Genomic DNA, 21,049 nt, shown 5'->3' with positions numbered 1-21,049 from the left:
TCCCCGAATTTGCTGTCACACTGGGCCTATGGGGAGCGATTTTGATACGGGTTCCAGCGGCGGAACCATCACCGCTGGACCAATCAGCGATCAGGAAATCATTGGGGCGGTCCGGGGAGGCGACACCGACGCCTTTGACGCGTTGTACCGACGGCATCTAGCTGCTGCGCAATACGTTGCGCGGGCGAATACTGATAACCCGAGTGACGCCGACGACATCGTTGCCGAGGCATTCGCATCAGTGTTCCAAGCACTTAGCAGCGGCAAGGGACCACGGGAGTTCTTTCGCGCCTACCTGCTGACAGTCGTGCAGCGAACAGCGCATGCGCGGAACCGAAAAGCAAGACTCACCCAGTCTGCTCCTGACGAGGCCATCCTGGATACCGCCGTCGTCGACGCCGACCCCGTCTTGAGGGAATTCGAATCCTCGGCCGTGGCGGCCGCGTTCAATTCCCTTCCCGAGCGCTGGCAAGCGGTGCTCTGGCATGTGGACATTGAGGGCATGAAGCCGGCTGCTGCTGCGCCGTTCATAGGTATCAGCCCCAATGGAGTGTCATCTTTGCTCATCCGGGCACGGGAGGGACTCCGTCAGGCGTATTTGCAAAACCACGTGGTGCTGGCTCCTGGCGATGAGTGTTCGGAGTATTCCGGCCAGCTGGGTAAATATGCGCGGAATGCGCTGAAACGGACCTCACGCGAAAAGATCAGCGCGCATCTGGAGACGTGCTCAAAATGCACTGCACTGCTGTTTGAACTCAACCACATCCAAGGTGCCATGAGGGCCGCTCTCTTCCCTTTGGTGACCGGCATCGTGTTGACCCCTGGCGCAGCTGCGGGACTGCTTTCAGCATCGAACCCGTCCGGCCACGCCGGGCAAGATCCTGCGATCGTCCGATCCGCCGGCAACGTGTGGAAGGTTGCTGCTGCTGCGACTGTTGCTGCAGGCGTGGCGATTTTTGGACTGGTCACCTGGTTCGGGCAGCCCGGTGCCGAGGTCAGTAAGGCCGGCGATGCTCCGTCTTCGGCCTCACCCTCGACGTCCAGTGCCGTGCCGGACGTGCCCGCCGTCTCCTCCCCAGCTCCGACTGCGGCGCAGTTGCAGCAACCTTTTGCACCGGTAGAGGTTCGGCCCCATCCTGTATCCGAGGAAATTGACAGGCAGCGGGCAGCCGTTGTCACGAACTCCGGGACGGTATCCTCAACCACCGAGGCCATGCCTTCAACGGCTGCCCCGTTACAGATGGTCGACGCTGTTTTTGGCATGGAAGCTGGCAGCGGGCTACTCGAGCGCGATATCAGTGTGGGCTTTTCACTGCTTGGAGGCCCGGTATCAAGCTCCGGTGAAACAATCTTCAGCCTGCCGGAGAATGCCACGTTCATCCCCGGAAAATTCTCGGCACCGTCCGGATGGTCGTGCTCGGATCCCGCTGAGGACGGTCGGTTGATCCGGTGCAGCACGGCATCCTTCGAGCCAGCCAGCCTGGCATTCAAGCTGGGCGTTTCCCTTCGCAATCCTGAAGTAGGCAGCACACTGAACTATCAGTTCGGCGGCCAGCATGTCGTTAGCAAGTCCTTCGCCAACAGTTTTCACTAGCGCGAGCCGCTGGCCATTCGCACGCCGGTCCGAGCGCCGAGCCTGCTCGGAAAGAGCCTGAATCTTTTTCCGTTTTCTCCGTCACGATTCGGCTTTAGCCAACACTAAGAGGCTGACAATATCTGTGCGCATCGGCTTCCTTGGAAGCGGAAGCACCAAGCGCAACTGCCTGGGACTTGAGTCAGGGGCGCTTGGGGACGATGGAAAGATAAGCAACAGCCGTGAAGAATTCTCTCCTGGCCAGAACTTTCGTGATACTTCTGTCCACCCTTACCGCTGCCTCGGCGCTGGGCGGCCTTCAGCTTTCTCCTGCGCAGGCGACAACGCCGTCAATGCCACCTACGCCTTCAACATCCTGGACGCCCGACGCTACCCAGCCTGGCACTGTGGTGTTCTCGGAGAATTTCGAGCACGGCAGCCCCAACTCCGCCCTTGGCGCGCAGTCTTACTCCGCTCCCGGGTCAAAGCAATACGTTGGCAAGGGTGGTCAGACGTACACAGGTTCTTCAGGTTGGGTCGACGCCGCCAGGTGCAATGGCGTCATCCTGAGCTACCGGAATTCGAATACCCCCACATGGGCGCAGTCCGGAACTGCGGCCGAAGGCAAAAACAACAGGTGTGCCGAGGTCGCGGGTATTCGCAGCTATCAGTACATGCGCATGTTGGCCTTGGGCATGGGTCAGCAGTTCACTCCAGGATCCCCCAGCACGAATCACGTGAACAGCTCCTACACTGAATGCCCTTCCACCACTTCCAGCGGATCGGGGTGTGATTTCATTCCTTCAGGGCCCACTGACGGAGTGATGTTCAAGACGGCAAAACCGATCCCCGTGACTGCAGGCCACTACTACACCTTCGGCGTCAACACGGCGTACATGAATTGCGGCGTGGCCTCGGGCGATCCGTCCTATCAGTTCGCAACGGTTGACAGTGCCGGGGCGGTCACTCGCATCGGGAACCCACTCAACGGGTGCCAAACCTCGGACGACCCCAACGTGGACTCATTCCAGCAACAAGTCACCAGCGACGTCGGCGGAACCCCGGGAACCGTCACCAGGACCGTCAACATCAACTCGATGACGTCAAACACGGCAATCCAAGCCACCGGCAATTCCTTGGGCTTGGAAATGTGGAACAACAACGGCGCAACCAACGGGAACGATGGCGCCTTTGACGACGTGCGCCTGGTTGACGTCACTCCAGGATTGAGGCAATCCTTCACGCCCGCGGTGGTGGGCCCCGGCGGGATTTCCACCCTCACCCTCACTGTCACTAATACCAGTGAGCTCAACGCGAAGCATGACTGGTCCATCAACCAGGTGCTTCCCTCCGGACTGAGGATCGCCCGGGATCCGAACATTGGGGGAACATGCGTTCAGGTTCCCGGAACCGGCCCCTTCCTTCGCTCGGCAGATGCCGGCAGCGGAACTCTTTCGATTTCCGGCGGCGACCTCCGTCCGGGTCAGGCCTCATGCACCATCGTGGTGGATGTGACGGTTTCGGCCGAGGGCACGTATTCAAGCGCATCCACGGACATTGCAACCAACTTGAACCCTCCTGCAGCGGCTTCCCTTGTGGTCCGGGCTCCCCGGATTACGCTGGGCAAGGCGCTGACCACGGCCCGCGCTGCGGTCTCCGACCAATTCACTATGGAGATCCGTGCGGGGTCTCCTACCGGTGCCGTGGTAAACGCCATTAATCACTCCACTACCGCAGGATCTGTGGCAGCCATCGCTGCGGGTACTGGTGACACAGGTCAGACTACTGCCGACGCAGGCACTACCTACTACCTCACGGAATCCGGCGGCATCCCGTCCAATTACCACCGGAACATCACCTGTACGGACGCCGCTGGCCTCCAGCCGAATTTGCCCGTAGGAGCGGCGGTTGACCGGCCGTTTGCACTGACGCCCGTAGCCGGCGCAGACATCAAGTGCATTCTGACTGGCACCGCTGCGCCCCTGCCCGGCCTCGGGTTTACCCACAGCGCTGATGCCTCCGCCGCCCACTCGCCAGCGCAGGTCGGGGATGTGATTCGCTACAGCTTTAGGGCAACGAACAGTGGAAACGTGCCACTGACGGATGTGGTCATCAACAACACGCTTACCGGGCTCCCCGAGTTGGCATATTCGTGGCCCGGAATCGCCGGCCAGCTACTCCCGGGTCAAGTGCTAACCGCGACTGCGGCGTACACAGTCACCCGAGCAGACCTCGACGCCGGCCATGTGGCCAACTCCGCTACGCTCGCTGGCAGTCCGGGAATGGGGCGCCTGGTGGCATCGTTGCCGGTGGCTACGGATACGCCGTTGTCGCCGGATGCGCGCCTTGAGTTCTCCACCACTGTAGACGCGTCTGCAGTGGGTGATCCTGCTCAGGTGGGCGAGGTCATCACCTATCTCTTCACTGCGAAGAACGCCGGAAACGCCGCCCTCAAGGACGTCGCCATTGAGGATCCCGCGCCGGGACTCGGACCAGTGGTCTACGTGTGGCCCGGCGTCCCGGGTGAGTTGCTGCCCGGTGAAAGTGTGACGGCTTCGGCAAGCTACGAACTCACGTGGTGGGATGTCAAAGCCGGCAACATCACTAACGCGGCAACAGCCCGGGGGGCGTCATCGGCAGGTGGGCTGGTAAAAACGCATCCTGCCACAACCGCAGTGGCATTCCCGCGGACAGGGCAGAAGGAGGCGGAAGAGGCATTCCTGCGGATAGCACCGCAATCTGGACAAGAGGCCTCCTCGCGGTCCGTTCCGAATCGGCCAGCTCCCGATCAGCCCAGCAAGTCCGTAACCGCTACAAATTCGTCAGCCGGAGCATTGGCCAACACGGGAGTCGCGTTTTCCATCCTGCCGGTTGCTGTCATCATCCTTTCCGGCCTCGTCCTGTTCCTGATGGGACGCCGCAAAGGTGTCCGGAGCCAGCGGCAGGCCTAGGTCGTGGCCCGCTTCTTCTGCCACTGGAAGGCGTGCCAGAACAGCAGGGCGGCTGTGACCAGAATGGTGCCTGGAAGGACGTAAGGCACGGACTGCAGGACCATGAAATTCACTTGGGCCGAGGGACTTTGCGCCGTGGGACCGGCCATTGCCGCTACGGCGTCGAACGCCCAGAAGCAAAACCACACCAACCCAGCGTCCAGCACCCAGAGGGCCACGACGAACGGGTTCACGAGTACTCGCCTCCGTCCCCGTTCAGGGTCTTCAGGGGCATGCGGATTCACTGCCCGCACCGCATTCCCGTGTTCATCGATCTCGCGGAAACCGATCCGTTCGTGTGTCTCGTCAGCCACTGGTCCCCCAACCGTAGAGTTTTCTGTGCCGTTGACTCTACAGCCCCCTGCTAAGGCCCGGGGTATTTTCCACGGCGTCAGCTTCGAATAAAAGTCAATGACGCTTCCTCTCCTCGAAAAACGGCGAGAATACGCGCCTCAGGGGAAATAGGTCACAAAAGTTTGACGAAAAGGCAAGCCTAAGTAAGGCTTGCCTTTGCTAACTAGCGCCCAATGATGGAAGGAAGCTGACGTGACGTCACCAAGTGTCGAAGAGCGGATTGCTCAGGAGCAGGACTTTGGCTCCAAGGTGGAACTGGCCCTCGCTGCCACAAACCAGCTGTTCAACGCACGAAATTCGCCCAGCTATGTGGCGCAGGTTCTTCAGGGAGTCAACGCGGTCTCCACCAAAGTCCAGAGAACCGCCCAGCCGTTCACCGGCGTCGCGCACGCAGAATTGAAGGCCCGCGTTGGTGCCGTCGATCTCGAACGTCCGTTGCCGGATACGGCTGCAGCCCTTGAGGAGCTGGACGGGCTCTACCTCAAGGACGCGATCTACTTCCACGATGCCCGTTACGCGGCACACCTGAACTGCCCGGTGGTCATTCCCGCCCTGGTTGGTGAAGCCGTGCTCTCGGCCGTGAATTCCTCTATGGACACGTGGGACCAGAGCGCCGGTGCCACCATGATTGAACGCCGCCTCATCGATTGGACTGCGGAACGCATCGGCTTCATGGAAGAAGCCGACGGTGTCTTCACTTCGGGTGGGAGCCAGTCCAACTTCCAGGCGCTGCTGATAGCCCGCAACCACGCTGTGGCCAAGCTCCGTGCCACGAATGGCGACGCGCGCCTGCCGCACCTCCTGGACCGCCTCCGGATTTTCACGTCCGTAGACAGCCACTTCAGTATCCAGAAGTCCGCTTCCATGCTCGGACTCGGCTTCGATGCCGTCATCGCCGTGCCCACCGCTGCTGATCACCGCATGGATCCCACCGCACTTGCGGCTGCCCTGGCGGAAGCGCACGACGCCGGCCTGGTACCAATGGCGGTCGTGGCCACCGCTGGGACCACCGACTTCGGCTCGGTGGATCCTCTCTCCGAGCTGGCGGCCTTGGTGCGGGCCTATGATTCCTGGCTGCACGTCGACGCAGCATACGGCGGAGGCCTCATCGTCTCTGGCCGTTACCGCCACCTCCTGAACGGGATCCATCTGGCCGACTCCGTCACCATCGACTTCCATAAGACCTTCTTCCAGCCCGTCAGCTCCAGCGCAGTCCTGGTCCGCAACGGCGACATGATGCGCCACGTCACCTACTACGCGGACTACCTGAACCCGGAGAGCGCCGCGAAAGCTGAAATTCCCAACCAGGTGGACAAGAGCATCCAGACCACCCGCCGCTTCGACGCTCTCAAGCTTTGGCTCACTCTGCGCATCATGGGCGCCGACGCGGTTGGTGCACTGTTCGACGAAGCGATCGACCTGACGGGCCGCGTGGGGGCGGTGCTGGCAGACGATGCGGAATTTGAACTCGCCGCCGAGCCCCAGCTGAGCACTCTGGTCTTCCGCTATCGGCCACAAGTGGCGGGAGTGGCCCTCGATGAGGACGCCGCCGACGTCCTCAACCCGGCCATCCGCGCAGCGATCTTTGCTTCAGGCGAAGCCGTGGTTGCCGGCACCAAGGTGACTGGCCGCCACTACCTCAAATTCACCCTCCTCAATGCCGAGGCCTCCCTGAGGGATATTCAGGAAATCATCGAACTTATCCGACGGACGGGCGCCAGCCTGCTCGCGACCACCACGGAGGCCGCCGCATGAGCACCCCAGGCAACACCAGGATCTACGACGTCGCGGGAATCGGCGTCGGGCCCTTCAACCTAGGCCTGGCCGCGCTGAGCGCGCCCGTGGAAGACCTGGACTGCGTCTTCCTTGACCGTCGCGAGTCCTTCGACTGGCACCCCGGCATGATGCTGGAGCCCGCGCACCTGCAGGTGCCATTCATGGCGGACCTTGTCACTCTGGCCGATCCGACGTCGCCGTATTCGTTCCTGAACTTCCTCAAGCAGACCGGACGGTTGTACCGCTTCTACATCCGGGAAAACTTCTACCCGCTGCGCGCCGAATACAACCAGTACTGCCAGTGGGTGGCCGGCCAACTGGAGTCGGTCCGTTTTAGCACAGATGTGCTGGATGTGGCGTACGACGACGGCGTGTACCGCCTTTCGGTGCAGGGTCCGGATGGCGCTGCGGTGCTTCACGCCCGCAAGCTGGTTCTGGGAACCGGCACCTCGCCGCACGTTCCGGCCTCCTGTGCAGGGATCGTGGAGAGCGGCGGACTTGTCCTCCACAACGCCGACTACCTGTCGAGGAAGAGTGAGCTACAGTCCAAGCGCAGCATCACCATTGTGGGCAGCGGGCAGAGCGCCGCGGAGCTGTACTACGAACTTCTTCAGGAAGTCGACGTGTACGGCTACCAGCTCAACTGGGTGACGCGTTCCGGACGCTTCTTCCCCTTGGAGTACACCAAGCTGACACTGGAGATGACTTCGCCCGAGTACGTGGACTACTTCCACTCGCTGCCGGGGGAGCAGCGCGATTCCCTCATCAAGAGCCAGAAGAACCTCTACAAGGGCATCAACTCGGACTTGATCGACGACATCTACGATCTCCTGTACACCAAGAGTCTTTCCGGCATGGTGGATACCCAGCTCCACACGCACTCATCGCTGACTGCTGCTGAATGGGATGCGGCCACCGGGATCCACACGCTCCAGTTGCACCATGAAGAGCATGGACGCGATTACAGCCTGGAGTCCGAAGCCGTGGTTCTCGCCACCGGCTACTCCTACAAGGAGCCCGCCTTCCTGGCCGGCATCCAGGACCGGATCCGCCGCGACGCCCAGGGCCGCTTCGACGTCGAACGCAATTACGGGACGGGTGTGGAACCTGGCGAAATCTTCGTCCAGAACGCAGAGCTTCACACCCACGGTTTCGTCACGCCGGACCTCGGCATGGCCGCCTACCGCAACGCCTGCATCCTGCGCGAAATCACCGGCCACGAGGTCTATCCGATCGAGCGCAGCATCGCGTTCCAGCAGTTCGGCGCTCCAGCCGCAGTTGCTTCAACAGCTCCGAACACCGTGGGGGCCGCTGTATGAGCTTCACATTCCGGCCAGTCGACCCCATAGCGGACGCACCTATCCTCCACAGCTGGGTAACTCAGGAGTACGCACGGTTCTGGGGGATGGTGTCGGCTACCGAGCAGGACGTTGTGGAGGAGTACTCAGGCATCGCAGCCTCCGGACACCATCAGGCATTCCTGGGGCTCGACGACGGCGCGCCCGCGTTCCTGATGGAGCGGTATCGTCCCGAGTCCTCGCCGTTGGCAGACGTTTACGAGGTCCAAGCCGGCGATGTTGGAATGCACCTCCTGGTGTCCCCGCCTTCCGGCAACCCGCAGCCCGGCTACACCACGGCCGTCATGCAGTCGGTGATGACGGAACTGTTCGCTGACCCTGCAACCCAACGGGTCGTCGTCGAGCCTGACGCACGAAACCACAAGATCCACGTGCTGAACCAGAAGGTGGGCTTCCGCCCGCACGGCGTGGTGACCCTTCCCGCCGTCGACCCCTCCGAAGACCACAAGCAAGGCCTGCTGAGCTTCTGCACCCGCGAGGACTTCTTCGCCACCCTGACCCCGATTCTGGCCGCGCCTGCCGCGGCGACCAGAGGAGATTTCCTGTGACCACTACTGCCGAAGCCACCCTCCACGAGGCAGCCGAACCTGTATCCCACCTGACCGCGGAGCGCTGGGCCGTTGCCAACAGGCACTTGATCCGGAAAGCCATTGCCGAGTTCTCGCACGAGCGGATCCTGGTGCCGGAGCTGATCCTGGAGGAGGGCGCCGGCGTCGGACTGTACAAGGTTGTCAGCGACGACGCCACCGTTGAGTACCGCTTCCGTGCGCGCCTCTTGGTGCTTGAACACTGGTCCGTCTTCCCGGAATCCATTGCCCGAATCCGCGATGGTGCGGAGCTGCCGCTGGATGCCTTGGACTTCATCACCGAGTTCCACGAGGCACTGGCCATTCGCGAGGAGATGCTGCCGGTCTACCTTGAGGAAATCAGCAGCACACTGGCCAGCCACGCCTACAAGCAGGGCAAGCCGTTCAGCTCAGCCCAGTTGGCTGCAGGCATCACCGGCGGGGCTGATCGGGCGGCCGACTTCCAGGCGATCGAGCACAGCATGACCGAGGGACATCCATGCTTCGTTGCCAACAACGGACGGTTGGGTTTCGGGATCGCCGATTACCATGCATTCGCGCCGGAAACAGGTGCCGTGGTGAAGCTTCAGTGGATCGCTGTGCATCGCAGTAAAGCTGTCTTTACCTCCAGCGCAGGTTTGGATTACAGGACGCACTTTGAGGCCGAGCTGGGACCGGCAACTCTGTCATGGTTCAACGCGGAACTTGCCGCTTCCGGCCTTGATCCTGAGGACTACCTGCTCATGCCTGTGCACCCCTGGCAATGGGACAACAAGCTCACCGTGACGTTCGCGGCAGAAATCGCACAGCGTCATATCGTGAACTTGGGCACCGGTGAAGACTCCTATCAGGCGCAGCAATCCATCCGCACGTTCTTCAACACCACCTCGCCCGAAAAGGCGTACGTGAAAACGGCCATGTCAGTGCTGAATATGGGGTTCATGCGCGGCTTGTCGCCCCAGTACATGAAGGCAACACCGGCCATCAACGACTGGCTGCAAGAACTGATCGACAACGACCAGGAGCTCCAGAACCGGGGCCTGGCCATGATCCGTGAAACTGCGGCTATCGGCTATCACAACCACTACTACGAGGCTGCTTCGGCCAAGGGTTCGCCGTACAGGAAAATGCTGTCTGCCCTGTGGAGGGAAAGTCCCCTGCCGTTGCTGGAGGACGGCCAGCAGTTGGCCACCATGGCTTCGTTGTTGCATGTGGATTCCGCCGGGGCCTCAGTGGTCTCATCCCTTATTCAACGCTCTGGGTTGGCTCCAACGGCGTGGCTGCGCCGCTACTTCGAAGCCTACCTCGTTCCGTTGGTCCACTGCCTCTACGAGTATGAGCTCGCGTTCATGCCTCACGGCGAGAATGTGATCCTGATCCTCGAAAACGGCGTGCCGGTGCGGGCCATCATGAAGGACATCGCCGAGGAAATTGTGGTCATGGGTGACCGGCTCAAGCTGCCGGAAGAGGTTTCCCGCGTCAAGGCGGAGATTCCGGCCGAAGAGATGGTCCTCGCGATCTTTACTGACGTGTTCGACTGCATCTTCCGTTTCCTCAGCGCCATCCTTATTGAGGCCGGGACGGTGAGCGAAGACGAGTTCTGGGGCACCGCCGCTGCCGTGCTTCGGGAATACCAGCAACGCCACCCGGATCTAGCTGACCAATTCGCCTTGCATGATCTGTTCGCTGTGGACTTCGAATTGTCCTGCCTCAACCGGCTGCAACTGCGGAATAATCAACAGATGCTCGATATCTCGGATCCGTCCGGTGGTTTGCAGATGGCCGGACGGCTGACCAACCCCCTGGCAAAGTTCGCTTAAGCGGAAAAATGGCGGAGGCGCCGCCGGGAAAAGTTACTTCATCCGGTGGCGCCCCCTCGTGACTGGCTGCCTGATCCGACCCCAGGCAGCTGCCACGCCTAAGTAGTACGAGTTGCTGCTTAATCGTGTTGCGAAAATCGGAGGCCACTGATGACCCGATCGCACTCTGCTGGCGAGGTGGGAAAATCCAAAAATTCCACGAGCGTTCGCCGTCCAACGCCCTGGTGTAGCCCGTCGATGAGTTGCAGACAGCGAAACAACGCCTCGTAGCTCTCCCGCTTGCGGGTCAGCATGGTATGAATACTTCCGCGATGATAGGCCGCAGTGGCTTCCACTGCCGCGAGTTCCCCTCGGCATATCTGTCCCATTTCGGCCAACGTTTCCCAGCTAAGCAGCTTGCCGCCATCAGACCATCCCAGGTGAAGGCTCGCTATCGTGTGGCTTCTACGCCGGGCGCTGGGGCGGAGCGACATCTCATGGATGAGTCGTTCAAAGTGCGCCATAGTTGCTAGCCCTGTATAGACGTCGGTGCAGGAGAACGGCTCAACACGTTCGTTTTCCTGCGCCCATCCCTCGACGAGATCCCGCATAGAGCCATCATCAGCAGGTACGCCTGCCGCTTCGAAAAAGGCACTGAGATCCTGCATTGTTTCGCGGACTCCAACGCCGTGATATGCGCGGGACGCCCCCAAGTTCTTGGCGGACATTTGCAGCTCACCGCCCTCCGCTTGGGCCTTGAGCATGTCCTCGACTTCTGGAACCAGCCAGTCACCCGGAAACAGCCATCCGGCCTGCTCACTACGTTGTCGCCAGCGCCCACGTAGCTGTAAGGACCTGCTTTCGATTTTCAGATGAGCGCGTTGATCTTTCATGTCCAATGAGTGCCATTGAGCGCCCAGTCATGACGCAATTTCGTCCAAATAATGGACAAGTGGGAAGCCTTGCTCGCACTAAGGACGCTGAGATAAGTGTTCCGGGATGGCGTGAAACCCTACTCGTTGTCCGGTTCGCCCACGGGTTTCTCGGCGGGCCAGTCAACGTCCTGCCCGTAGCCCTCATGCTTCTGCAGGTATGCCGCGATGTAAGGGCAATGCGGAATGATGCGCTTGCCGGATGCCACCACATCGTCCAAGGCAAAATGCGCCAGCACCTTGGCCAGCCCCTGGCCTTTGAACTGCGACCTTGTCTCGGTGTGGGTGAAATCGATGTGACCGGGCCTATCGATGAATTGGGAAATCACCGCCAACTCCCCGTCTACGCGGAGTTCATAGCGATGGAATTTGTCGTTTCGAACTGTGGTGACGCCAGCTCGGAACGAGTCTGCCAATGATTCAGTGTGCTCGGTCATGATTCGAGATTGGCACGTAAACCCTGCGCTGGCAATGTGGGCCTTTTTCCCCCGCGGCTTGGCGTCCCGTCCCGCCCGGACTGCGGCAGCACCGGCGTCGGGACCCTGCCAAGCAGCAGGACGGCGAGCGCAAAGCATGCAGCTCCCCCGCCCAGGAGCGCCAGCGTCAGGCCATTTAGCGCGGCATCCGCGACGGGGATAAGGACCACGACGGCGGCGGTCGTCACAGCGGTGCGCGAGGGACCCCGCGCGTGGCTGGCCGCCGTCGGACGGTTTTCAAGGCGGCCAAGGAGCAGCACGACCGGCACGAGCAGGGCTACGACGGCGAAGAAGACGGGGATGCGTGCCCACCACCATTCCGCTGTGCCGTCGGCCGGTTTGGGGAAGTCGGTGAGCAAGAGGAGTCCGGACATGCCCACCAGGAGAGGAAGATGCCAGAGGTAAATGGTCATGGACCGGCGGCCCGCCACCGCGATAATCGTCTGGACCCAGCGGACAGAGGCGATCCAGCGTATGCCTTTGCCCAGAAGTTGGAGCGTGGCAGTCTGTGAAATGGCCAGCAGAAGCAGGCAAAGGTTGGGTGGGTTGATGTTCACCACCATGTTGCCCGGATATACGCCCACGCCGGTCACCAGCCCCAGCAGCAGGTTGCTGACTATGATCGCCCCTACCAGCCAGGTTCTGCTGCGATGCTCAAAAAAGCCGTCGGCCATGAGGAAGCCCAGCTGCTGGACTGCGCACCAGACAAACACCATGTTAACGAAGGCAAGAACCGGGACAGCGCCGCGGAGGGAGTCCACGGTAATGATCAGCGCCACGAGGACGCCCAACGTTGGCAGCGGGGCACGTTGGTGAAGCCTGGCCATGAGCGGGATGCTGACCTGTGCTGTGAGGTACGCAGCCAGGAACCAGAGGGGCATCGCGGCACCGGTAGTCATCAACTGGATCACTTGTGGATCTACGCCGCTGAGCAGGGCCAGCCAGAGCCCCGCCCACATGATGGCGAGCAGGGCCATGGCCGGACGGACCAGGCGCAGAAGTCGCAGCTGGGCGAAGTCGAAGCCGCTGCCGCCGCGCTCTTTCAGTCGTCGCCACGACTGCAATCCTGTGACGCCGCCCAGGACGAAGAACAACGGGACGATCATGAGCACCCAAACCACCGGCGTGAACCAGCTTTGCTCCATGAGCGTGTTTTGCGTGGTGACTTTCCCGTCCCTGTGAAGGACGGGACTGACCATCATGCAGTGGGCCGCGACCACCAGGAGCAGGCAGATGAAGCGGACAAGGTCGATTGCTGGATCACGCCGCACAGCCGAAACGCCCTGCACAGCCGGTTCCGGCCGCGCATTCAGAGCTCCCGGCACAGCCGTGCTCCGGCTGGCGGGAGGATGAACCGGCTTTGCCCGCTGCATGGCACTCCCTACGACTACACGCGCCTGCGTGCTGACTCCATTCTCCGCCCCGGGTGCCGTGCGGACCAGCAGGGCTGGCGTTGGCAGCTGCTATTGGCGTGTCTTGCCCAGTAACCGCCTCCGTTCGGCAGGATCCAAAGCCGCAGCGCACGCGGCGGCGGCCAGGCCAAACGATCCGTCAATGATTGCTTTGTCAGCGCCCGCCGAAGCGCCAAAGGCCGCGAACTCGGCTGTGTGATGGGCGGCGCCACGAACGTCGTAGCCAACCATCGGGTGGATGCTTGGCACCAGTTGGGAGACGTTGCCCATGTCCGTTGAGGCCACTGGCTCGGCATTGAAGACAACGTCCCGTCCGATGGCCGTCATGGCCGCCCGGTAGGCATCCGACAGGAACGGGTCTTGTCGGAGTTCGGCGTAGTCATTGCCGGTTGGCGTGACATCCAGGGTGCAACCGCTGGCGTGGGCGCCTGCTTCGAGGCAGCGCCGGACCTTGTCCTGGATGATTCGCAGCTTCTCGATGCTCGGAGCCCGCATCTCAACGCTCGCCCGTGCACGCTCCGGGATGACGTTGACGGCACTTCCCCCTTCGGTGACGATCAGCGAGATGATCGATCCGACAGGGAGCTGTTGCCTGGCAAGCGCAATCGCGGTCTGCGCCACCACAAGGGCGTCCAGGGCGTTTACTCCTTCCATCGGGGCAGCAGCGGCGTGTGCCGGCCTGCCCTCGAACAATACGCCCCACATGGACATCGCCAACGACGAACCTCCTACTACGTCCTTTGCCGCGGCGTGCGCCATCATTGCCAGCGAGACATCCTCGAAGAAGCCTTCTGCGATCAGGTCCGCTTTGCCGCCGGTGGTCTCCTCCGCCGGAGTTCCGAGCACCTTGACAGTGATGCCGAGTTCGTCGGCCACCGCCGCAAGGGCCAGCGCCGCCCCCACAGCGCTGGCAGCATTGACGTTATGCCCGCAGGCGTGGCCGATGTCCGGCAGGGCGTCATACTCAACGCAGAGAGCCACCACCAGGTCGCCGCTTCCGTAGCTCGCACTCAACGCGGTGGCCTGCAGTGGCTGGCGATCAGCGAAGCGGAAGCCAGCCGTATGGAGCAGCCGCCTGATGCGCTTGGCGGCGCGAAACTCCTGGCCGCCGAGCTCCGGGTCCGCGTGGATGGCGTGGCTGAGGTCCAGCAGGTCCGGTTTCCACCGCTCGGTGGCGGTCTTCAGCGCGGCTTCGATGTCGCGTTGGGATACGCGTACGACGGCGGCCCCGCGGCTCATGCTGTTAAGGCCAGTGGCGATCATACGGACACCTCGGCGTTCTCGCGCTTGGGGTAGCGGGCGCTTGCGGCGGCCGCGATCAGTGCGGCCACAGCCAGAGCTCCCCAGATGGACAGGAACCCGGCCTCGGTGATGCGGCCGGACTCAACGGAGGCTGAGGACAGCAGCTTTACCACGGCCGCACCCACGGCGATCCCAACGGACAAAGCGAGCTCATTCAGCCCGGCCGCCGTCGACGTTTCTTGCAGGGGAACACCTTCCACGGACAGCGACCGTGTCCCCGCCTGGTACATCCCCAGGCTCAGGTTGAACATGGCGAAGCCGACGCAGTAACCGGACAAAGTCCCGTGGGCCAGGATCATCACCAGGAATCCGCCTGCGAGCAGCAGCCCAGCGAATACCAAGGTGGCGCGTTCGCCGAATCGGCGCAGGACCCGCGCCGTCAACAGCGAGGAAACCAGTGAGAGTACGGAAGCCAAGGCCAGGACAATGGCGATCATCAGGGGGCTCAGGCCAAACCCATAACCCGTCTTGTCCGGATTGGAATGCAGGAATATCCCATTTGTGCCGAAGTAGCTGATGGAGGCGAAACCGAAGAAGAAGGTAGCCACTGAGATGGAGCGGATCCGGGGAATGGCCAGCATCCGCAGGTCCATGAAGCGTCTACGCTGCGTTGCGCTGAAATCACGCCTGGCCCAATAGGCCAGCAGGGATACGCCCAGCAGGCCAGCAATCAAAGTCCGGGCATCCAGCCAACCCCATTCAGGCGCCATGGAGAGCGCCACAACGAAACCAATCAGCCCGAGCGAGCAAGCTAGCAACGGCGCAAGGGCGATGCCCTCACGTGTGGGCACACCGGCGTCGGGCAGTAAGAAGGAAGAAATGAAGGCGACCACCGCGAAAGGCACCGCCACCCAGAAACCGAGCGTCGGATTGGTGACCCCGGCGATTCCGGCGAAGAGTCCGCCTGCTCCCACCATGATCATGAGCATCCCGATCATGACGCTCACGCCAGTGCGCGTGTGTTCAGGGCTGCTGACACGCAGGATGCCCATCATGAGGGGGATAAAGCCCACCACGCAGGTCAGCATGACCACGCCAATCGTCACGGTACACAGCGAGGGCCACAACGCCATCTGAAGCACGCCGAGCGTCACCACTCCTGTGGACCAGCGCAGCACCAGCCTGTACCCATAGCTGTCTCCGAGCCTTGAAATGATCGGAGTGAGGACTGCAAAGCTCACGTTGGAGATCAGGAAGATGCCGTTGATGGTGGGGTCGTCAATGTCGAAGACGGGTCCGAGCGCGGGAAGGATGGGGTTCAGGTACCCCTGCGTGACTCCGCTCAATGATTCAATCAATGTCATCGCGAGAATCATTCCCGCAATGGCCCGGCGAGTGGTTCCTGACGCCGCCGCTGGTGCTGTCTTGCTTGCCATGTGCTTCCTTGTGGTCTTGGGGCCGTTGGGCCGCCCTGCCGATTAGTGATGCGAGTCACGACGATATGGCTGTCACCTAAACTGAGCTTCAGATTGTTTGAAATACACATCAGGTGGGCAAAGATGAACGAATCAGCCATGATTTCCGAGCTTGACCTCGAAATTGTGAATGCACTCCAGATCAATCCACGGGCCGAGTGGAGCCGGATTGCCGACGCTCTTGGCCTATCCGCGCCCACCGTTGCCAGGCGATGGAACGTCCTCGCCAGCCAGGGCCAGGCTTGGATCACGCCCGCACCTGGCCAGCGCTATCTCAGCGCAGGGTGGTCTGCGTTCATCCATCTGTCATCCCTGCCCAGCGAGAGCGAGGCCCTGATCGAACGGCTGTGCGCTGAGCCTGCGTTCGGCACCGTTTCCTTGGTGACGGGCGGGCACGACCTCTTCATGGACTGCTTTGCTTCCAGCCACGAGGAGCTGATGGATATCGTCACCGGCGCCTTTCCCAAGCTGCCCGGCGTCACACACCGTGAGGTCGTCTTCGTCACCAAGCTGTACCGACAGGCCTCGGAGTGGCGCAGCGGCACACTGGAACCGGCACGCGCCAGACTAGTGACAGCGGAGCCCCTGCCCGAGCACCCCGGCTACGCCCCGGACAGGCTCGATGCAGCGTTATTGGAAGAGTTGGCCAAGGATGGCAGGGCAAGTTGGGCCGAATTGGGCGCCGCCTGCCGGGTCTCTCCTCAAACAGCACGACGGCGGGTTGAACGGTTCCTTGCGACCGGTTACATCACGCTGAGATGCGATTCGTCCACCTCCACGCAACAGGGGCTGCGGGAAGTGACGCTTGTCCTGAACGTTCCAGCCGAGTACGTTGACGGCGTCGGACGCTTCTTCGCCGCCTTGCCCAACTGCCGGCTTAGTGCCCAAGTCCTTGGCGCACAGAATCTGCTGGTCACCCTGTGGGTCCGTGACTATCTGGAAGTCCAAGCCTACGAACGCGAACTGGCCCAGCGGGCTCCGGGAAGTGCAGTCATCTCCAGGCAGGCGGTAGTCCGGACATACAAGCGGCTCGGCCATGTCCTTGACCAAGCAGGTTGCAGCCGCAGCGTGGTGCCCCTTCCTCTCTGGAGGGAACCTTCCTGAACGTTATCCACAACGGCCTATTGTGCTCTGGACGGAATGGCCTCGGTTTCATGTACAGCAGGGCGTTCCGCGATCTCGACGGCCACCACTGGGAAGTTGTGTGGATGGACCAAGCCGCGGCACAGAGCGGCCCGCCGGAGCACTAAGGCGCGTCGGCGCCGCTGGCCCTAGCCCAGCGCCAACGCCAGCACGCCAAGCACGACGGCGAGCAGCGGCGTTGTCCCCTGGAGAACCGCAGGGCGGAGGTACTTTTTGCCACTCGCTGCGAGCACCAGCGCCGCAAGGAGCATGGAACCGCAGCAGCTGAATACGAGGGTCCAGCCAACCTGGGGTGCACCCATGGCCACTGCGATGATGCCTATCAGCGCACCAATGGCCAGGAACAGATTGTAGAAGCCCTGGTTGTAGGCGAGCGGCTTGGTGGTTTCGGCGTCAGCCTGCGATGTGACGCTGAACCGCTTCCATGTGGCTGGCTTGGTCCACGTGATGGACTCCATCGTGAAGATGTACACGTGGAGCAACGCCGCAAGCAAGGCAAAAATCAGGGAGGCCAGGATCATGGTCTGATCCTAGCCTCCCCGTGTTACGAAGCCTGTGAGGGCGGGGTTGTGTCAGTCACTGAGCATCGCCAGCGTCGCCCCGGCGAAGGACCACGCGGAACCATTCCATCGGGCCAGCAGGCCTTGGAGGTTCTCACCGTCGGCCCGGTGCGCGGCGGTCTCCGCTTCGAGGGTGGCCAGGATTCCGGTGCGCAGCTCCGTGTTGAAGTTCACCTTGCCAACCTGCAGGGAAGGAGCTTTTGCGAGCTGGTCTGCCGGGATTCCTGAGGCGCCATGCAGCACCAAAGGGACGTCCGTCCGCGCAGCAACTTCCTGGAGTACGTCCCAGCGAATGTTGGGCTCACCCTTGTACTTTCCGTGGACGTTGCCCACGGCGATCGCCAGGAGTTGCGCACCGGTGCGTCCCACGAAGTCAGCCACCTGCTCAGGGTCAGTCAGTCCGGCGACGGAAGTCCCGGCGTCGGGCGCTGGATCTTCAGTACCGAAGGCCTTGTCCTCGTCGCCAGCGAGGCCGCCAAGTTCTGCTTCGATCACGACGTCGAACTCACCTTGCGCATCCAATGCGGCTCGGACTTCGCGGACCAAGGCGATGTTGTCCTCGTAGGACAACGATGACCCGTCGGCCAGCACAGCATCAGCCCCGGCGGCCACGGAATCCTTGATGACCTGCAGGTCCGAGGCGTGATCCAGCTGGACGGATACCGGAACGCTGGCGTCGTCGGCCAAGCCACGAAGAGCTGCGATGAGCCGGAGCCCGTTGGGCGTTGATGCCGTCTTGGGCGCTACCAGCAGGATCACACCCAGCCGGGCTTCCTCCGCCGCCGAAACAACGGCCAGCGCAGTGGTGAAGTCGTAGCAGGTGAAAGCCGGAACAGCGGAGCCGTGGGCGAGGGCGGTGGAGACGAGCCGATCGAGTTTGGCGCGCATTAGTGGGCCAGCCCTCCCACCAGGATCCAGGCGACGTATGTCAGCGCGAAGCCAGCCAGGCCGAGGATGGTGGTGAGGACGGTCCAGGTCTTGAGACCATCGGTGACAGTGAGCCCGTAGTACCGAATCACGGTCCAGAAGCCTGCATCCGTTACGTGGGACAACCCCAACGCGCCGAATCCGATGGCGATCACGATCACGGCGATCTGGGCCGGCGTGTAGCCGCCTTCCATCACTGCGGAGGTGAGCAGGCCCGTCGTCGTGACAATGGCAACGGTGGCCGAACCCTGGGCCGCCCTGAGTGCCAAGGAGATGATGAAGCCGAGCACGATCACCGGCAAGCCCAGGTTGTCCAGCGTGTGGGACAGGGCGGCTCCGATGCCGGAGGTGCGGAGGACTTCACCGAACACGCCGCCCGCTGCGACAACCATGAGGATGGACGCAATGGGAGGAAGGGCGCCTTCGAAGATCTCACCGGTTTCCTTGAGTGACCAGTTGCGGCGGACCGCCAGCAGGAAGAAGGAGAGGGCTACCGCCACGAGGAGCGCGAAGAACGGGTTGCCGATGAACGCGGCCACGCCGTACCAGTAGTTGTCCTTGGAAATGGTCAGCGTTCCCAGGGTGCCCACCAGGATCTGGACGATCGGAGCAGCGATCAGGAACATGATCAGGCCCGGACGGGGAGGGGCGATGGCGCGGGCGCCGGGGCCCTCGTGGCCAACGTGCACGAGCGAGTCCGCAGAACCGAACTCGTCCACCTGCGCCTTGACGCCAGGGAGCAGTTCGTAGTCTTTGCGGTTCATGATGCTGGCAACCCAGTAGGACAGGAAGCCGAGCGGCACGCAGATGATCAGCGAGATAAGGGTGATGAGCCCAATGTCGGCGCCAAAGACACCGGCGCCCGCAACGATTCCCGGGTGCGGCGGCACAGCCACGTGGATGGACAGCATGATGCCGGCCATGGGCAGGCCGAACTTGATCGGGTGAACGTTCGCGATCTTGGCGAAGGCGTAGACAATCGGGACGAGGACGATGACGCCCACCTCGAAGAACACCGGAATCGCCACGAGGAAGCCCACGGCCGTCAAAGCGATGGCAACGCGCTTCGCTCCAAGCTTCTCGGTGAAGTGTGTAGCCAACGACTGCACGCCGCCGGATACCTCGATCATGCGGCCAAGAATGGCGCCGAGGGCAATCAACAAAGCAACCTTGCCCATGGTGCTGCCAACGCCGTTGGCCACCACGGTGAAGATGTCCTTGAGCGGAATCTGGGCCGCTACACCTACCAGGATGCTGACAGCCAACAGGGCAACGAAGGCCTGGATCTTGAAACGGATGATCAGTACCAGCAGCAGGGCAATGCCCGCAGCAGCAATAGTCAGCAACAGGGGTGTTCCCAGTTCCACTGCCGGTTTGATGGCGGGGGCATCGGCAGCCCGGACCACCAAGGAGTTGATGAGGGGATTCATTGGGGGGGTGTCTCCTTTGACAAACCAGTCTAAAAGACTGGCGGGAGGTGGCGACGACGACGACGAAGGGGGGACCGCCGTCGTCGCGGGTTTTTGGTGGGTTAGGCGGTGCGCTTTGTGGGCGCTACAACCTTGATGACGGCGGAGTCGTCGGCTGCGGCGAGGCCCTGGGCCTGGCCAAGAAGGTAAAGCTGCTCTGCAGCAGCTGCAACGGGCGCGGCAAGGCCGGCAGCGCGGGTGGCTTTGCCGACGATGCCCATGTCTTTGACGAAGATGTCGAGGCGGCTGAGGACCTCGGCCCCGTCCTCGGTATAGGCCTCCAGGATGCGGGGGCCCCGGTTGGAGAGCATGAAGGAGCCTGCGGCACCGGCTTCGAGGGCGGCGAGGGTCTTCGCCTGATCCAGGCCTAGGGCATCAGCCAAGGCCATCGCCTCGGCAGCAGCGGCGATATGCACACCGCACAAAAGCTGGTTGACGGTCTTGAGCGCCTGGCCATCGCCGGGCTTGTCGCCAACAATGCTCAGGGTGGAAGCCAACAGCTCCAGGGCAGGACGGGCCTTTTCAAGGGCCTTCGGTTCGGCTCCAACAACAATGAGCAGGTCGCCTTCACCCGCGCGCTTAGGTCCGCCTGACAGCGGAGCATCCACCAGCGCGACGCCGTACCCGGCCAGCTTTTCGACCGTGGCCGGAATGGCCTCGGTCCCAACTGTGCTGCCGAGGATGACAACGGCGCCCGGCTTCAGAACCGAGGCAACGCCGTTCTCACCGAACAGGACCTCGTTGAGCTGCTCCCCATTGCGAACGGCCAGGAGCAGCGCGTCGGCATCCTGCGAGGCTTCACGGGCAGATGCGAAAGTCTTGATACCGGCTGCGGCAGCGAGCTCCAAACGGGGCTCGGCGATGTCAAAACCGTGGACGGTCAGCTCAGACGCGAGGCGCGTGGCCATGGGCAGGCCCATCGCGCCGAGGCCCAGAACAGTGATGGTGTAGTTGCTGCTGGTCATGGTGTTCTCCATTGAATGCGGGGTTGGGTGTG

Annotated in this window: 17 protein-coding genes; 7 read left to right on the top strand and 10 right to left on the bottom strand. The window is 62.1% G+C overall.

Annotation, left to right across the window (positions count from 1 at the left end):
- Positions 1 to 28: 28 nt before the first annotated feature.
- On the top strand, positions 29 to 1,594 hold the full coding sequence (locus tag LDN90_RS01100) for an RNA polymerase sigma factor (RefSeq protein WP_223947584.1): 1,566 nt from the start codon (positions 29 to 31) through the stop codon (positions 1,592 to 1,594).
- Between the two features lie 221 nt (positions 1,595 to 1,815).
- Complete coding sequence (locus tag LDN90_RS01095) at positions 1,816 to 4,524, top strand: hypothetical protein (RefSeq protein ID WP_223947583.1); 2,709 nt, start codon at positions 1,816 to 1,818, stop codon at positions 4,522 to 4,524.
- On the opposite strand, the gene LDN90_RS01090 is transcribed toward LDN90_RS01095, so the two are convergent.
- Positions 4,521 to 4,877 carry a hypothetical protein gene (locus tag LDN90_RS01090; RefSeq protein ID WP_223947582.1) on the bottom strand — a complete coding sequence of 119 codons (357 nt, stop codon included), beginning with the start codon at positions 4,875 to 4,877 and terminating at the stop codon, positions 4,521 to 4,523. The genes LDN90_RS01095 and LDN90_RS01090 overlap by 4 nt on opposite strands.
- Before the next feature lie 232 nt (positions 4,878 to 5,109).
- On the opposite strand from LDN90_RS01090, the gene LDN90_RS01085 reads away from it, so the two are divergent.
- The 4 genes from LDN90_RS01085 to LDN90_RS01070 are packed head-to-tail and all read left to right on the top strand — an operon-like array spanning position 5,110 to position 10,437.
- Positions 5,110 to 6,672: an aspartate aminotransferase family protein gene (locus LDN90_RS01085; protein WP_275963646.1), complete on the top strand. Its 1,563-nt coding sequence runs from the start codon at positions 5,110 to 5,112 to the stop codon at positions 6,670 to 6,672.
- Positions 6,669 to 8,012 carry a lysine N(6)-hydroxylase/L-ornithine N(5)-oxygenase family protein gene (locus LDN90_RS01080; RefSeq protein ID WP_223947581.1) on the top strand — a complete coding sequence of 448 codons (1,344 nt, stop codon included), beginning with the start codon at positions 6,669 to 6,671 and terminating at the stop codon, positions 8,010 to 8,012. The genes LDN90_RS01085 and LDN90_RS01080 overlap by 4 nt, the downstream gene beginning before the upstream one ends.
- Positions 8,009 to 8,599: a GNAT family N-acetyltransferase gene (locus LDN90_RS01075; RefSeq protein WP_223947580.1), complete on the top strand. Its 591-nt coding sequence runs from the start codon at positions 8,009 to 8,011 to the stop codon at positions 8,597 to 8,599. The genes LDN90_RS01080 and LDN90_RS01075 overlap by 4 nt, the downstream gene beginning before the upstream one ends.
- Positions 8,596 to 10,437: an IucA/IucC family siderophore biosynthesis protein gene (locus LDN90_RS01070; RefSeq protein WP_223947579.1), complete on the top strand. Its 1,842-nt coding sequence runs from the start codon at positions 8,596 to 8,598 to the stop codon at positions 10,435 to 10,437. The genes LDN90_RS01075 and LDN90_RS01070 overlap by 4 nt, the downstream gene beginning before the upstream one ends.
- A 119-nt stretch (positions 10,438 to 10,556) precedes the next feature.
- Here LDN90_RS01070 and LDN90_RS01065 read toward each other — a convergent pair whose 3' ends face one another.
- The 5 genes from LDN90_RS01065 to LDN90_RS01045 all read right to left on the bottom strand — a co-directional run bounded on the left by LDN90_RS01065 (position 10,557) and on the right by LDN90_RS01045 (position 15,914).
- A complete protein-coding gene (locus LDN90_RS01065) occupies positions 10,557 to 11,309 on the bottom strand; it encodes a hypothetical protein (RefSeq protein ID WP_223947578.1) in 753 nt (250 codons plus the stop codon).
- Between the two features lie 119 nt (positions 11,310 to 11,428).
- On the bottom strand, positions 11,429 to 11,785 hold the full coding sequence (locus LDN90_RS01060) for a GNAT family N-acetyltransferase (protein ID WP_216922589.1): 357 nt from the start codon (positions 11,783 to 11,785) through the stop codon (positions 11,429 to 11,431).
- Positions 11,782 to 13,197 carry an acyltransferase gene (locus LDN90_RS01055; protein ID WP_223947577.1) on the bottom strand — a complete coding sequence of 472 codons (1,416 nt, stop codon included), beginning with the start codon at positions 13,195 to 13,197 and terminating at the stop codon, positions 11,782 to 11,784. The genes LDN90_RS01060 and LDN90_RS01055 overlap by 4 nt, the downstream gene beginning before the upstream one ends.
- 90 nt (positions 13,198 to 13,287) lie before the next feature.
- On the bottom strand, positions 13,288 to 14,499 hold the full coding sequence (locus tag LDN90_RS01050; RefSeq protein ID WP_223947576.1) for a M20 family metallopeptidase: 1,212 nt from the start codon (positions 14,497 to 14,499) through the stop codon (positions 13,288 to 13,290).
- A complete protein-coding gene (locus tag LDN90_RS01045; RefSeq protein WP_223947575.1) occupies positions 14,496 to 15,914 on the bottom strand; it encodes an MFS transporter in 1,419 nt (472 codons plus the stop codon). Before LDN90_RS01045 ends, LDN90_RS01050 begins: the two co-directional genes overlap by 4 nt.
- 123 nt (positions 15,915 to 16,037) lie before the next feature.
- Here LDN90_RS01045 and LDN90_RS01040 point away from each other — a divergent pair, with 123 nt between their 5' ends.
- On the top strand, positions 16,038 to 17,057 hold the full coding sequence (locus LDN90_RS01040; RefSeq protein ID WP_223947574.1) for an Lrp/AsnC family transcriptional regulator: 1,020 nt from the start codon (positions 16,038 to 16,040) through the stop codon (positions 17,055 to 17,057).
- Between the two features lie 167 nt (positions 17,058 to 17,224).
- On the opposite strand, the gene LDN90_RS01035 is transcribed toward LDN90_RS01040, so the two are convergent.
- From LDN90_RS01035 to LDN90_RS01020, 4 genes are all read right to left on the bottom strand, one after another.
- Entirely contained in the window at positions 17,225 to 17,617 is a 393-nt protein-coding gene (locus tag LDN90_RS01035; RefSeq protein ID WP_216922597.1) for a DUF1304 domain-containing protein, read from the bottom strand.
- Between the two features lie 51 nt (positions 17,618 to 17,668).
- Positions 17,669 to 18,544, bottom strand: a complete 876-nt coding sequence (locus LDN90_RS01030) for a class II fructose-bisphosphate aldolase (protein WP_223947573.1) — start codon at positions 18,542 to 18,544, stop codon at positions 17,669 to 17,671.
- Positions 18,544 to 20,013, bottom strand: a complete 1,470-nt coding sequence (locus LDN90_RS01025) for a GntP family transporter (RefSeq protein ID WP_223947572.1) — start codon at positions 20,011 to 20,013, stop codon at positions 18,544 to 18,546. The genes LDN90_RS01030 and LDN90_RS01025 overlap by 1 nt, the downstream gene beginning before the upstream one ends.
- A 101-nt stretch (positions 20,014 to 20,114) precedes the next feature.
- Positions 20,115 to 21,017 carry an NAD(P)-dependent oxidoreductase gene (locus LDN90_RS01020; protein WP_223947571.1) on the bottom strand — a complete coding sequence of 301 codons (903 nt, stop codon included), beginning with the start codon at positions 21,015 to 21,017 and terminating at the stop codon, positions 20,115 to 20,117.
- Positions 21,018 to 21,049 lie beyond the last annotated feature (32 nt).

It is taken from the genome of Arthrobacter sp. NtRootA1, from assembly GCF_019976975.1.
GTDB lineage: Bacteria > Actinomycetota > Actinomycetes > Actinomycetales > Micrococcaceae > Arthrobacter > Arthrobacter aromaticivorans.
This window is presented reverse-complemented; position numbering and strand designations above follow the sequence as displayed.

Excerpts from the sequence above, each read along its gene's own strand:
- LDN90_RS01100 (WP_223947584.1), top strand. The coding sequence starts at position 29 with ATGGGGAGCGATTTTGATACGGGTTCCAGCGGCGGAACCATCACCGCT.
- LDN90_RS01080 (WP_223947581.1), top strand. The coding sequence starts at position 6,669 with ATGAGCACCCCAGGCAACACCAGGATCTACGACGTCGCGGGAATCGGC.
- LDN90_RS01075 (WP_223947580.1), top strand. The coding sequence starts at position 8,009 with ATGAGCTTCACATTCCGGCCAGTCGACCCCATAGCGGACGCACCTATC.
- LDN90_RS01065 (WP_223947578.1), bottom strand. The coding sequence starts at position 11,309 with ATGAAAGATCAACGCGCTCATCTGAAAATCGAAAGCAGGTCCTTACAG.
- LDN90_RS01060 (WP_216922589.1), bottom strand. The coding sequence starts at position 11,785 with ATGACCGAGCACACTGAATCATTGGCAGACTCGTTCCGAGCTGGCGTC.
- LDN90_RS01055 (WP_223947577.1), bottom strand. The coding sequence starts at position 13,197 with ATGCAGCGGGCAAAGCCGGTTCATCCTCCCGCCAGCCGGAGCACGGCT.
- LDN90_RS01050 (WP_223947576.1), bottom strand. The coding sequence starts at position 14,499 with ATGATCGCCACTGGCCTTAACAGCATGAGCCGCGGGGCCGCCGTCGTA.
- LDN90_RS01045 (WP_223947575.1), bottom strand. The coding sequence starts at position 15,914 with ATGGCAAGCAAGACAGCACCAGCGGCGGCGTCAGGAACCACTCGCCGG.
- LDN90_RS01040 (WP_223947574.1), top strand. The coding sequence starts at position 16,038 with ATGAACGAATCAGCCATGATTTCCGAGCTTGACCTCGAAATTGTGAAT.
- LDN90_RS01035 (WP_216922597.1), bottom strand. The coding sequence starts at position 17,617 with ATGATCCTGGCCTCCCTGATTTTTGCCTTGCTTGCGGCGTTGCTCCAC.
- LDN90_RS01030 (WP_223947573.1), bottom strand. The coding sequence starts at position 18,544 with ATGCGCGCCAAACTCGATCGGCTCGTCTCCACCGCCCTCGCCCACGGC.
- LDN90_RS01025 (WP_223947572.1), bottom strand. The coding sequence starts at position 20,013 with ATGAATCCCCTCATCAACTCCTTGGTGGTCCGGGCTGCCGATGCCCCC.
- LDN90_RS01020 (WP_223947571.1), bottom strand. The coding sequence starts at position 21,017 with ATGACCAGCAGCAACTACACCATCACTGTTCTGGGCCTCGGCGCGATG.